General features: G+C 60.4%; 10 protein-coding genes. 1 reads left to right on the top strand and 9 read right to left on the bottom strand.

The window, feature by feature from the left end; genetic code table 11:
• Window positions 1–23: 23 nt before the first annotated feature.
• Window positions 24–4,151, bottom strand: a complete 4,128-nt coding sequence (locus ACI3L3_RS12265) for a PAS domain S-box protein (protein WP_404845417.1) — start codon at window positions 4,149–4,151, stop codon at window positions 24–26.
• A 427-nt stretch (window positions 4,152–4,578) separates the two neighbouring features.
• Between ACI3L3_RS12265 and ACI3L3_RS12260 the strand changes: the two genes are divergently transcribed.
• The gene (locus tag ACI3L3_RS12260) at window positions 4,579–4,737 is read left to right on the top strand and encodes a hypothetical protein (RefSeq protein ID WP_404845416.1); all 159 of its coding nucleotides are present in this window, start codon (window positions 4,579–4,581) and stop codon (window positions 4,735–4,737) included.
• 396 nt (window positions 4,738–5,133) lie between these two features.
• Here the strand turns inward: ACI3L3_RS12260 and ACI3L3_RS12255 are convergent, their stop codons facing one another.
• The 8 genes from ACI3L3_RS12255 to ACI3L3_RS12220 are packed head-to-tail and all read right to left on the bottom strand — an operon-like array spanning window position 5,134 to window position 13,556.
• Window positions 5,134–5,772, bottom strand: coding sequence for a 4Fe-4S dicluster domain-containing protein (locus tag ACI3L3_RS12255; RefSeq protein ID WP_404845415.1), 639 nt, complete (start codon window positions 5,770–5,772; stop codon window positions 5,134–5,136).
• A 17-nt stretch (window positions 5,773–5,789) separates the two neighbouring features.
• A complete protein-coding gene (gene hypA / locus ACI3L3_RS12250) occupies window positions 5,790–6,131 on the bottom strand; it encodes a hydrogenase maturation nickel metallochaperone HypA (RefSeq protein ID WP_404845414.1) in 342 nt (113 codons plus the stop codon).
• Between the two features lie 41 nt (window positions 6,132–6,172).
• Window positions 6,173–7,255: a nickel-dependent hydrogenase large subunit gene (locus ACI3L3_RS12245; RefSeq protein ID WP_404845413.1), complete on the bottom strand. Its 1,083-nt coding sequence runs from the start codon at window positions 7,253–7,255 to the stop codon at window positions 6,173–6,175.
• Window positions 7,255–7,791, bottom strand: coding sequence for an NADH-quinone oxidoreductase subunit C (locus ACI3L3_RS12240; RefSeq protein ID WP_404845412.1), 537 nt, complete (start codon window positions 7,789–7,791; stop codon window positions 7,255–7,257). The genes ACI3L3_RS12245 and ACI3L3_RS12240 overlap by 1 nt, the downstream gene beginning before the upstream one ends.
• A gap of 3 nt (window positions 7,792–7,794) precedes the next feature.
• Window positions 7,795–8,304, bottom strand: coding sequence for a 4Fe-4S dicluster domain-containing protein (locus ACI3L3_RS12235; RefSeq protein WP_404845411.1), 510 nt, complete (start codon window positions 8,302–8,304; stop codon window positions 7,795–7,797).
• An 11-nt stretch (window positions 8,305–8,315) separates the two neighbouring features.
• Window positions 8,316–8,753, bottom strand: a complete 438-nt coding sequence (locus ACI3L3_RS12230; RefSeq protein WP_404845410.1) for an NADH-quinone oxidoreductase subunit B family protein — start codon at window positions 8,751–8,753, stop codon at window positions 8,316–8,318.
• A gap of 13 nt (window positions 8,754–8,766) precedes the next feature.
• Entirely contained in the window at window positions 8,767–9,732 is a 966-nt protein-coding gene (locus ACI3L3_RS12225) for a respiratory chain complex I subunit 1 family protein (RefSeq protein ID WP_404845409.1), read from the bottom strand.
• A gap of 2 nt (window positions 9,733–9,734) precedes the next feature.
• A complete protein-coding gene (locus ACI3L3_RS12220; RefSeq protein WP_404845408.1) occupies window positions 9,735–13,556 on the bottom strand; it encodes a proton-conducting transporter membrane subunit in 3,822 nt (1,273 codons plus the stop codon).
• Window positions 13,557–13,589: the final 33 nt, after the last annotated feature.

The following is a 13,589-nucleotide window of genomic DNA, read 5'->3' as shown; positions in this document are numbered from 1 at the left end:
GGCAGAGCATTTCCGGGATGTTTCTATGGTTCTTCCGGGGCGTCGTCATCTTCATCCACCAGCGGCGCATCAAGCCGCTGGGCCAAAGCGGCCAGCACTTCCGCGGCGCGGACATAATCAAAGGCCTTCAGCGCCGTCACAATGGCTTCGGCATCCTGCGCGCCCGCTTGGTCCCCGAGTGCCGAAACAAGCCGCGCGGCCACCCGGCCTGCCGTAAAGCTCCGGGAGCTTACCTCCCGGTTCAATTCGCGCAGGGTAGCGCGAATCGCGGCGTCATCCAAGCGTTCTGCGGCAGACTGCGGGGCGCTCCCGGCCTCTGGCGTGTTTTCAAGAACATGCAGGCCCTGCACAACGGCAAAAAGCTCGCGCTCAAAGCGTTCCATCAAGTCCTGCGCCACATCGGTGCCAGACGCCACAATTGCGGCCTCCAGTTCCTTACTTACGGAGCTGAGGGAATCCATCCCCAAATTGGCGGACACGCCCTTCACCGTATGCACATACACCCGCGCCTGTTCAGCGTCCCCGGCGTCAAGCAGCCGCCGCACCTCCTCATGCGCAAAGGCATACTGCTCGCCAAACTGCATAAGCAGCGAGCGGAGCAGCCCAACCTTGCCGCCCAGAGCGCCCAGCGCTTTCACCACGTCCACCCCCACAAGATTCGGTAGCGCGGGCCGTTCCTCAGACCGCGCCTCCTGCGCCGCTGCGGACGGCGCGGGAGCGACCCCTCTGGAAACGCCGGCCTTCCCGGTGGACTCCTTCCCAAGGATAATGCGCTCCAACACCTCAAGGAGCACAGACGGGTCAATAGGCTTGGTGACGTGCTCATTCATTCCGGCATCCAAGCTGGTTTTGCGGTCACCCGCCATGGCGTGCGCCGTCATGGCCACAATGGGAAGCTGCGAAAAGCGTGCATCCTCCCGGATATGCCGCGCGGCCTCGTATCCGTCCATGACGGGCATCTGGATATCCATGAGCACGCCATCAAACGTCTGCTTCTCAAGCTCCTCCAGCGCCAGCTTGCCGTTGGCCGCAAGGGTCACCTCCGCGCCCATGTCCTGCAATATTTCCTGCGCCACCTGCTGGTTAATGCTGTTGTCCTCCACCACCAGCAGATGGACGCCCTCAAGTGGCGCCTGTGTGCCGTGCGGGGATGGCGGCGGGGCCTGCTCCTGCGTGCCCAGGCCAACACCCGGCGCAAAGACCTCGCGCAGCGCCTCTGCAAGTTCCTCCGGATCCACGGGCTTATCCACAACCGCATCAATGGCGACGCCGGCGCTGTACTTCTTCAGGTTTTCCTTGCCAAAGGCCGTCATAAGGACAATGCCGGGCTTTGGCGAAATGGTCGCGTCACCGGCAATGGCGCGGGCCGTTTCCACACCGTCCATTCCAGGCATACGCCACGTCATGACCACCACATCCACAGGCTGACCCTGCTCCGCCGCCTGCCGCAGCGAAGCAAGGCACGACGCGCCGGAATCGGCGACCATCGGCGCCATGTGCAGGTTCTGCACGACGGCAAGCAGCAGCTCGCGCGAGGTTTCGCTGTTGTCCACCACCAGCACCCGTTTACCCTCCAGCGCCTCGTCGCCTATGTGCTGCTCCTGTGTCTCATTGATGGGCAGACGCACGGTAAAGGTAAAGGTGCTCCCCTCGTCCACGGCGGACTCCACAGTGACAGTTCCGTCCATAAGCTCCGCAAGGTGCTTGGAAATAACCAACCCAAGGCCAGACCCGCCAAAGCGGCGCGAGGTGGACGCCTCCGCCTGCCAAAACGCCGTAAACAGCCGCCGCTGTTGCTCCTCGCTCATGCCTATGCCGGTGTCGGCTACAACAAATTCCACAACGGCGTGGGAGGACGTCGTATGCACAAGCCCCACACGGAGCCGCACCTCGCCGCGTTCCGTGAACTTGATGGCATTGCTGAGGAAATTGGTGACGATTTGGCGAAGCCGCAAAGGATCGCCCTCCAGCCATTCCGGCACGTCCTCCGCCACCCGCACGCGCAGGTCCAGCCCCTTTTCCTCGGCCAGCAGGCCCATGATGCTGACCACATTTTTGACCATGGTCCTCACGGAAAACGGAACGGCCTCAATCTCCAGCCGCCCGGATTCAATGCGCGAAAAGTCCAAAATGTCATTAATGACGCCTAACAGCGACTGCGCCGCAACGCTGATTTTCTCCACATAATCCGCCTGCGTGCCGCTCAGGTCCGACTTGCGCAGCAAATGCCCAAGGCCAATGACGGCATTGAGCGGCGTGCGGATTTCATGGCTCATCCGCGCGAGGAAATCCCCCTTGGCGGCGTTGGCGGCATCGGCCTCCAGCTTGGAGCGCACAAGCTCCGCCTCCATAGCCTTGCGTTCCGTCACGTCGCTTTCCACCGCGATAAAGTGCGTTACCGCGCCCTCGGCATTGCGCACGGGGGTTACCTCTATGGCCAGCCAAATGCGTTGTCCCGTTTTGGTGTAGTTTATAAGCTCCGTCTTGAAGCCCTTGCGCTTTTTGAGCCGCTGGGACATGAAGCGGACCGTATCCTCGTTCGTCTCCGGCCCCTGCAGGACACTGCCGGGCTTTTTCCCCGCCATGTCCTCAATGGTATAGCCCGTCATACGGGTAAAGGCCTCGTTGACCCATTCCACACGTCCTTGGGAATTGGTAATGATAACGGCGTTATCCGTCTGCCGCGCCACAAGAGACAACCGGTGCAGCTCCTCCTCGGTCTCGCGGCGCAGGGATGCATCGCGAATGCTGCCAATGGCGTACCACTCGCCCTGATGCTCAAACGACGCCACCGCCCGCTCCACCAAAAAGCGAGAGCCGTCTTTACGGATGGCTTCAAACTCCAACACGGAACCAACAACGCGGCCCGTCCCGCTGTGAGAAAACTGCTCCATGCCTGCGCGGGCCTCGGCGCGCGCATCAGCAGGGGCGATAATCTCATGTACGTTCTGCCCAAGGGCCTCCTCCGGCGTGTAGCCAAACAGCTCCTCGGCCGCTTTGTTCCAGAACAGTATGACGCCCTTCGCATCTATCATGACCATGGCGTCCAGCGCGGCATCATTCATGGCGCGGACCACGGATTCCCGCTCGCTGACGGACTCCAGCGCGGAGTGCAGCTCTCGCGTGCGCTCCCGCACGCGCACCTCCAGCACGTCCCGCGTACGCTGCAGGGCATCTTCACGCGCGGCCACACGGGCGGTCATGGTATTAAAATCACGGGCAAGAACGGCCAACTCCTCGGTAATCTGCCGCTCCGGCACCAGCACTTCATTCCCGCCTTCGGCCACGGAGTGCGCCACCACGCGAAACTCGCGAAGCGGCGACGTAAACATCCGGCGTACCAAAAACAGCACAAGGGCCAAAACGCCCATAATCACAATAACCGGCCCCACCACAATGCGCGCCACAAGGATGTTCCGCTCATGCTGCAGGGCGGCCTTGTCCCAAAAGAACTGCAATTGCACGGACGGGATATTCTCCAGCACCTCCACACGCGGCTGTCCTTCGCCCGGTGGCCCATACTGCGCCAGCACCGTGCCGTCCTTCACCAGCCGCAACGACACGCCCTTCGCAAGGTCCGTCAGCCCTCCTTCATCCTCCAGCGCAGAAAATGGAAGCTCCGTCAGCAGCACGCCCTCCACCCCCACAAGGGAATACACAGGCACAGCAATGCGCCAATACGCATCATCCTGAAAGAAATTCAAAGAAAAGGCGGAATCCGCCATGCCTTGCAGGATGAGCCGGAGGCTTTCGTCCTGGCTGTAATCAAAGCGGGGCCACTCCCGCGTAGCATGGGCAACCGCCCCGCTTCGGCTCAGCAAAACGAACTGCGGCGTGTAGCCCAGCAGTGACAGTTCATTGAGGAATTCCCGGAAGGCGATGCGCTGGTCGCGCTGCGGCGCTGCCAGCCCCTCGATAAGAAAAGGAAACGCGGCGTGGCCTTGAAGCTCGGAAAGATTGTGCATCAAAAAGGCGCTTATGGCGTGCTGCACATACTGCACGCGGCTATCGATGAGGCGATCCTGATAGTCCTCAACAACGCGGCGCACCTGCGTTGAGGTGCCAAGCCCCACCGTGGCAATCAAGATCGCTCCCGCCAGCAGGTGGAAAAGCAGCGCGGCGCGGAATATGGGGATAGCGCGGCGCCTCATGCCCGCCCCCCGCAGTGTATGGACACTCTCACACGCGCAGAGGCCGTGGCGGCACGTCCCCGCCGGGCGGGGCGTGCGGTGCAAGCTGGCAGTGTACTGCGGCGTCTCATGCGTCCCTCACATGCCGGGCGCTCGGGGCGCCCTGTCAAACGATGACAATCCACACGCAATACTATCAGATTCACAGCCAAAGGAACACTGCCCACGTCACTTCCGCACATCACGAGCCATCTGCCTGGGGGCTGAACATCCCCCTTCGCAGAAAAACCTTGGCCCCATGGTGCAACAAGCGCTTGACTTGAGCGGCAGGAACACTAATTCTTGCTACCCGTCGCCTGGAACATGAACACGCCGGAAGGTGCACGGCAACGCCGCAACCCACCGGTCCGCGTTCCCCGGATGGCAGAATCCAGAAGGAGTTATCCGCATGTACAATCTCGTCCTTATCGACAACGGCAAGGAAGACGTCATCTACAACACCGACAACTACCAGATTGCCCGCCTTGAGCGCGAAAAGCATCTGCGTGGTCAGCGTCCCGGCATCGTGGAAATCCGCGAGGAAGAAACCGGGAAGAAGGTCGAGTAGACACTTCCACGCCCTGTCCATTGCCACGAAAAAAGGCCCGCAACATCAGTGTTGCGGGCCTTTTTTCCTGTGCGGGCGTTGGCGAACCTGCCCGCCAGACACAGGGACCCCCGCCTTCCGGTGTGGGATGAAAGGCGGGGGTCATGTCCAATCTGTGAGTACTGCGTGCGTACTCGCTATGGTCGTCGCTCCCATTGTGGGAGGGGAGCGAGGATCATTTGCGCGTCCACGCGGCCTGTCCGGCTGCGCGGAATGCAGGCGGCCCGGCTGTGGCGGCCAACGCCGGCGCGGCGTGCTGTGCGGCTCTCCCGTCGGAGAGTGGCGCGAAGGCCGTGCACTCTGCCCGCGCCGCGCGGCCCGCCCTCGCGGAGCGGCCTGCGGTATGTCATTTGGCCATTAGGCCTGAACGCGGGGCTGCTCTTTGGCAGCAGGCTCCTCGTCCTGCTTCTGCTCCTCTTCGGCGCAGTCGCACAGGCCGTTTTCCGCAGCGATGTTCTGCGCGGCCTCAGCCATCTTCATGGCGCGGTATTCCTCAATGGTCAGGAACTGGAGCGCGCCGAACTTGCAGGCCTCAACACAGGCGCTGACGTCCTTGCCATTCTCGGCGCGCCACTCCTCGCACTGGTCGCACTTGAGGGCCACGGCGCGGCTGGTCTGCACGGGGGCATTGTCGCCGAACACGGGGTCCTTGTCCGCCACCACAATGGCGCCGAAGGGGCATGCCATAACGCACATGCGGCAGCCAACGCAGTACTGGTGACGCACACGCACGATATTGCCGTCCTGCACAATGGCGCCGGTGGGGCACACCTTGGAGCACGGCGCGTTCTGGCAGTGCCTGCACTGGATGGGCATCTTGAGATCGTTGGCCTTGTAGACCTTGATGCGCGGCTCCAGCTTGGAGCGGTTCTTGATGATCTCTTTCTTGGTCAGATTATAATGCGCCTGCGCACAGGCGATTTCGCACTTCTTGCATCCCTTGCACTTTGAAGGGTCCGCATGAATGATATATTGCTGCTTTTCCTGCTTATCCATGTTCCGCACCTCTCGATTCATGTTTCAACGTCAAGACTTTCAACGAGAAGCTCGCGGCCAGTCATCATATCGAGCGTCTTGCTGCCGCACGATGGGCAAGCGTAATCGACGGGCTCCTCGAACTCGTTTTGACAGTTTTTGCATTTCCAGGTGACGGGGACCGTGTTGACGATCAGCTCGGCCCCTTGGGCCGGAGTCCCCTCTGCGCAAATCTCAAAGCACGACGTGAGCGTTCTCGCCTCCAGGCAGGACATTTCCCCGACTTTCAGGCGCACCCGCGTAATGCGCTTCGCGTCATACTTCGACGCCTCTTGTTTTGCAATCTCTAGAATGCTGGTCACAATCGCAAGTTCATGCATATGCGCTTCGTTCTACTCCGGCCTTGGCAGATCCGGTCTGGCTATCGTTCCGTGCAGGAGAGGCACGGGTCGATGCTGTTCACGATGAGCGCGATGTCGGCGACCTTGCAGTCCTTCAGCATCACGCGCAGTGCTTCCCAGTTCACATAGGTGGGAACGCGCCACTTCAGACGCTCCGGCTTCAGGGTGCCGTTGGTCCGCAGGTAGTAGATCAGCTCGCCACGCGGCGCTTCGGAGCGCGCAATGGCTTCGCCCTCGGGAATCTCGGGCAGCGGATCGCAGACGATGGGACCTTCGGGCATATCCCGCAGGCACTGCTCCAGAATGGAGATGGACTCGAAAATCTCGCGCAGGCGCACAATGGCGCGGGCGCGGACGTCGCATCCGTCCTCCAGCACAACGTCAAACTTCACGCGGTCGTACGCGGCGTAGGGGGATTCCTTACGCACGTCGTTGTCCAGACCGGAAGCACGCGCCACCGGGCCGTTGGCACCGTAGCGGACGGCGTCCTCGTACGGGAACATGCCGACGCCCTCGGTACGGGCCTTAATCTGCGGGTGCGTGGTGTAGATATGCAGGAACTCCTCGCAAGGCTTTTTCAGCTCTTCAAGGGTCCGCTTCATGTACGCGATGAGTTCGTCGTCAAGGTCGTACTTCGCGCCGCCGATGATGTTGGCGCAGATGTCCATGCGGTTGCCCCACACGGTTTCCTTGAGGTCCTGCATCTTCTCGCGCAGCTCCATGGCATGCATGAACAGCGACATAAAGCCGTTCACATGGATGCCGATGCCCACATTAAACATATGGGAGGAGATGCGCTTGACCTCGTCGGCGATGGTGCGCAGGTACTGCCCGCGCTCCGGCACCTCAATGCCTGCCACGTGCTCGACGGACATGCAGTAGGTCAGCGGATGGTTGTTGGAACACAGGGAGCACACGCGCTCGGTGAGCACCACGTTCTGGAAGAGGTTGCGCTCCCGCGCGAGGGCTTCCATGCCGCGGTGGGCGTTGCCCGCGTACATCTCGATGTTTTTGACGACCTCGCCCTCCACGTCCACCTGGAAGTACATAGGCTCTTCCAGCGCGACGTGCAGCGGACCGACAGGAATGGTGTAATTCGCCATTAGTGTACGGCCTCCCCGGACTTATCGCCCATGATCTTTTCCCAAAGGGTATTGGTGCAGGCACCGTTGCCCATGGTGGACAGCGGGACAAGGCGCTCCATAGCGAGCGGCTGCGTCTCGTTGTTCAGGAACAGCGGTTTGGGGTTCGGGTGGTTTGCCACTTCAATGCAGTACAGCTCGTGCACTTCGCGCTCCGCCCAGTCCGCGGCCTTGTGCCACGGTGTGATGGACGGCACCGTGGGCGTGGTGCCCTCGGGGATGACGCGAACGGTCAGCGCGGTGCCCTTGATGATGAAGTGGTAGCACACCTCAAAGAAGCCCTTCTCAGAAGGATTCTCCGGCGCATGGGCTGTGATGGTCATAATCCGCGCCTCAAGGGGAACCAGCCCCTTGGCAAACGGCACAAGATCATCGGCCTTTGGCAGCTCCACCCAGCCGTAGTCGTTATTCTTGTCGTCAGTGGTCCATGTGACTTCAAGGCTTGGCGCAATGCTCTGCGCCAGGGCCTCGATGGACTTTTTGCGTTCTACTTTCATTGGTTACGCTCCCAACTGCTGCGCAGCCTTCTGACGCCTGCACTCGGGGCAGAGCGTGTACAGCTGCACAATGTCGGCTGTGGGTTCACCGTATATTTTTTCCAGCATGGCATACGGCACGCGGGGCATGCGCGTATTGCACTCCTCACACTTCTCGAAGGGAATGAACACCTGCTCGCGGAAGGAGTACTTCTCGCTATTGAAGTGCGCGGTGGACCAGTCATTGGAGAGCTTGATGGCTCCGGTTGGGCAATACTTCTCGCACATGCCACAGAACGTACAGGTGTTGTGCCACACGTAGAAGTCCTTGCCCGAGCCGTCCTCGCGCTCCTCCTGCCGGATGGCGCCGCCGGCGCAGACGTTGATGCACATGCTGCAACAGGCGCACTTGTCCGCGTCCACGCGCACAAGGCCGCGCAGGCGTTTTGGCGTATGCGTCTCTCCAAAGGGGAACGGCTCCGTTGCCGGACCCTGCAGGAGGTTGTTCCACAGGACTTTCAGAAAGGTCAGCATATCGGCACCTCCTATATCCGGGTCTTCCAGAGTTCGAGGGCCTTGGCGACGCCTTCAATGATGGCCTGCGGCCTGGGCGGACACCCCGGCACATTCACGTCCACGGGCAGGATGGAATCCAGCGGACCGGGGATGGAATAGCTCTCGCGGAACACGCCGCCGGACACGGGGCAAATGCCCACAGCCACGGTGACCTTCGGCTCCGGAATCTCGTTGTAGACGCGCAGCACCTTGTCCTTCACCTGCGCCGTCACCGGACCGGTGATCAGCACAATGTCGGCATGCTTGGGACTGCCGCAATACTTGCAGCCAAGGCGCTCCACGTCGTAGCGGGGAATAAGCGCCGTGGTCGCAAGCTCCACGTCGCACCCGTTACAGGACCCCGCATTAATGCGGTACAGCCAAGGCGAGCGAGCCGCCATGCTTTGCAGTTTTTCTTCAATCTGCATGTCACTCACCTGCCTATCTGATGAAGTAGGTTAACCCGAGGCTGACATAGGCGAGAGTCGCGGGATATTTCAGGTAGAACTTAAAGGTCTGGTCCGTGCGCAGACGCCCCATGGACGCCCGCACCAGCGTGACGGAGAACAGCATGAGCAGCATGCACTTCACCGCAAACCAGACCAGGTTCACAATCCAGCCGCCGGCAATGGTGCCCGGGAAGAACAGCACCACCCCAAGGGCCATAACCACCACCAGCTTCAGCGCGCCGCCAAGCTGGAACATGGCAAGGCTGGGGCCGGAGTACTCCAGCAGCGGTCCTTCCAGCACTTCCGTCTCGGCCTCGGCGAGGTCGAAGGGCACCGTACCAAGGGTGCCGGGGATGAAGAGCAGGAACGCCACAAACGCCGGGAACATGGTCCAGTCAAACAGGAACGAACCGTTCTGCAACTGGTAGTCCACAATCTTGGCGAAGGAGAACTCCGCAACGCCGCCCGTTGCCAGACCGACCTTGAAGGCCACGGTCAGCAGAACCACCAAAAGCGGAATCTCGTACGCGAACATAAGAATCATCTCGCGGGAGCCGCCAATGGCGCCATAAGGCGAACTGGACGAGGAACCGGCCAGCATCAGCGCCAGCGCGGGCATGGGCAGCAGATAGAGCATCATCAGCATGTCGCCGAGGCCCTCTGCTCCATTCCACACGCCGGGAACCGGCATGACCATGGCCGCAACCATCATTCCCATGAACCCAAGAATGGGCGCAAAACGGAACATCAGGGTGTGGCCCGTGGCCGGAAGGATGGTCTCCTTCCGGCCGAGCTTGACGATATCGAAGAACGGCTGCGCAATGGGAGGGCCAACCCTCCGCTGCAAGCGCGCCAGAGCCTTCCTATCAATACCCTTGAGCAACAGCCCAAGGCACAGGGCGAAAACGCCGCCGGGGAACACCAGCATATGGAAGGCGTAGGAGAAGATGTTTTCCATGACTAACCCTTCCTGTTTGCAAGGAGTGAAGCGGGAATGCGTATCCACTGCCGCAGCACGGTGATGGCCGGCTCGTACAGGTTGTCAGCGCCAATGTTCAGTTGACGGGAGCTCAGGTCGTCCACACCGCAGGTATGGATGGCGCTGGTTCTCTCGTTCTTACTCATAAAGCGCAGGATAAGCCGCGCGAAGCCGTAGGCCAGTGCCATCAGCACAGCCGTGGCGAACGCATCCCAGGACCCGGCACCGGAAACCACGCCGCCCAGCGAAATGTCGAGGGGCGCAAAGCCGGTGTCGGCAATGATGGAGTTGATGGGACCAAGCAGCAGACCCGGAAACACGCCGAACAGCACACAGCCACCGGCAAGAATCAGCATGGGAACGCGCATGGGCCTCGCAACTTCCGTCACGTGAGCCAAATCCTCGGACGGCTGCCCGAAGAAGGCCGAATGCAGGAACTTCACGAAGTAAGCCATCGTCAGCACACTGCCCGTCAGGGACAACAGCGCCAGCAGAATCTCATTCTCGGCCATGAGGCCGTGGTAGAGCATCCACTTGGAGGTGAAGCCGTTAAAGGGCGGTACGCCAACGGCGGAGAACGCCGCAATGGTGAACACCGCAAGCGTCACCGGCATTTTCTTGCCAATGCCCGACAGCTGCGAGAGCGAGTCGGCATGCGTGCGGTACATAATGGCGCCTGCGCACAGGAAGGCGAGGTTCTTGAAGAACATGTGGTTCACGAAGTGCAGCAAACCGGCGGAGACCGTCAGGGACGTACCGGCGCAGATGCCAAGCAGGATGTACCCAAGCTGGGACACCGTGGAGTAGATGAGCATCCGCTTCAGGCCGGACTGAATAACAGCCATGGCCGCTGCATAGAAGATCGTGATGCCGGAAATCCACGCCAGCACATACATGATGGCGGGCTGTCCCCAGATGCCGGACTTCCCGGCAAAGAACCCTGCCCCGCCAAGGATGAAGAAGAGCTTCATCAGGCCAAAGGGACCGGACTTCAGGAGGACGGAAGAGATGTAGCCACTAACAGGCGTCGGCGCCGTGGATGGGTGCATCCAGATGTCGATGCGCAGCGGCAGCATGGCGGCCTTCATGGCAAAGCCAAGGGCGATGAGTCCAATGGACGTAAAGCCCACCCAACCGGGCAGCTGCCCGATGGACTTGGCCAGTTCGCCAATCTCAAAGGTTCCGGCAGAGGAGCTGAGCAGGACGATGCCAAAGAACATGAACGTCGCGCCCAGCACGTTGAAGATGAAATACTTAAAGCCCTCCCGGAGCGAGTCGGGAGTCTCTTCATGACTGATGACGAAGTACAGCGTCCAGCTGCTCATAACCTCCCAGAAGAGGAAGAAGCTGAAGAGATTGGTGCTTCCGGCCACGCCAAGAAGTCCGCCAATCATCAGGAGCAGGAAGCTGTAGTACCGCCACTGCGTATGGCTGTGGTCCATGTAGCTCACGGAGTACACCGTGTTCAAAATGCCCATCAGCGCCACAAGCAGGGCGTAGCACAGAGAGATGGTGTCAAGGCTGCCCCAGTACAGGAGCACCACAAAGAAGGTGACGGCCAAAACGCCAACGGAAGCCCATCCACATTTTTGGGGGTCTTTGCGCAGGAAATACGGCACGATGCCGCAGATCATGGGGATGAGCGCGAAGGCAGGCCAAGCGATTCCAAGGTTCGGCATAGGCTGGGAAGCCAGCTTGCCGGCAGAGACCAAAGAATCCGCCACCGGGACAACAAAACCAAGCAAAGCCTGCGGATTGATGCCCATGTAGAGCGTAAAGAACGCCAGCACAGCCATAGGAGCAAGGCAGAACGCCGAGGCTTCCTTGACCGCGGGGCCTTCATACTGCTCAAAGAACAAAACGCGGACCAGGCGCATGTAATACAGGACGGCAATCAGCCCGCCGCCCAGTATGGCCGCAGCCAAAATCCAATGTCCGGCGTCGAGCGCGGCGTAGACCATGAGGAACTTACTCGCAAAGCCTCCAAAGGGGGGAAGACCCAATATCGACAACGTGGCCATCAAAAAGCACACGCCGGTCACGGGCATTACGCGTCCCATGCCCTTGAGTCTGTCAATGGAGTAGGTTCCGGCACGCATGATGATGACGCCAATACACAGGAAGAGAAGGTTCTTCATGATGGCGTGGTTGAACACATGCGCCAAACCGCCCACAACGCTGAGGTACGTGCCCATGCCGAGGGTGATGGTAATTTCACCAACCTGCGCCATGGTGGAGTACGCCAGCAGGCGTTTCACATTGGTCTGCCGGTACGCCATAACCTCTGCGTACAGCAGGGTCACAGCACCGACGAAGGACAGCAGCGAACCCACGTGGAACGCCCCGCCATGCCCCTGCATCACTCCCGCACCCATGATACTGAAACCGACAAGCACGATGCCGTAGATGCCAGTCTTGGTCAGGATGCCGGATAGCGGCGCGGAGATGGACGACGGAGCCACAGGGTGCGCTTCGGGAAGCCAACTGTGCATGGGCATCAGACCGGCCTTAACGGCAAATCCAACGCAACATGCCAGCAGGATGCTCGCAGCAGCGCCCGGCGTCAGGGAACTGGCGGCCCCAGACAAAGCCGCAAGCTCAAAGGTGCCGAGATTCGCATGCAGAAGCAGCATGCCAAAGAGCATGACGTACGCGCCGGAAGCACACATGAAGAAGTACTTGAAGCCGGCCTTGATGGCGGCATCAGTCTGCGCATGGATGACCAGGAAGTAGGACGTAAAGGTCATCAGCTCCCAGAAACAGTACACGGAGCCAAGGTCTCCCGCCATGCACAGCCCGACCAGCGAGCCCTGCATAAGCAGCAGGAAGAACCAATAGCGGTCGCCGTTCTTCGTCTCATCCATGTACCCGACAGAGTATGCCGTCACCGCCAGACCGATGAACGCCATAATCGTCGCGAACAGGCTGGACAGCGGAGCCAGACCATCCGCAGCCAGCACCATCACCAAAGTGATGACGGAGAGAAGAACCGCCCCACCCTCACGTACACGAACGCCCGCAATTTCGCGAGGAGCAAAGCGGGCGACAAGAAGAAGCACAAAAGCACCAACATAGGGAACCACAGCGGCCATGGGCCACGGAGATTCAAAATGCGGCATGTTGTGCGGCACGTTGTAGCCGGAAGCGACCCAGTCCTGCACCATATGGATCATACCATCGGGCAGTGCGTGCATGTACGCCACCAGAACGGCAAGGCCGCCGGCGGCAAACGGCACCCATGACGGGGTCTGCGGCGCGGGCGCATCGTCTGCGTCCCAGTCACCGCTCTTCTCAAAGCACACGGCCTGTACGATTTTGAGTGTGTACCAAACAGCAAGAATGCTGCCAGCCAGCACAAGGATTGCGCTGACGAGGTGCCCGGTCTCAATGGCACTATAGACCACGGCAAGCTTGCTCACCGCACCCTTAAACGGCGTAAAGCCGAGGGCGGCGAACATGGCAAAGCCGAAGCCCAGAGCCATAAGCGGGCTTTTGGCGTGCACACCGCGCAGCCGGTCCAGCGAGAAGGACCCAGCCCTGCGGGACAGCGCATATAAGGTTATAAGCGCCAGTGCACGGGTTGCGAGTTGATAGAACAGGTGCAACGCACCACCGGCAATGCCGGAAAAAGACCCAGCACCAAAACCAACCAGAGCGACCCCGACCTCAGCCACGCACGACAGCGCGATGAGTTGCAGGACATTCCGGTATCGTTTCAGCGCGCCGACCTGCGCTATCAGGCTGATGATAGCGCCAAGACAGACTGCAAACGAAATCGAGTAGATAGGTTGCACAGTGTCCATGTCAAAATACCCCCCTTAAGGTACGCACAAAGA

The sequence above is a fragment of the Desulfobaculum sp. SPO524 genome, from assembly GCF_044987625.1.
Taxonomy (GTDB): domain Bacteria; phylum Desulfobacterota; class Desulfovibrionia; order Desulfovibrionales; family Desulfovibrionaceae; genus Desulfobaculum.
Note: the sequence above shows the minus strand (reverse complement) of the source record. Positions and strands in the feature narration are given on the sequence as shown.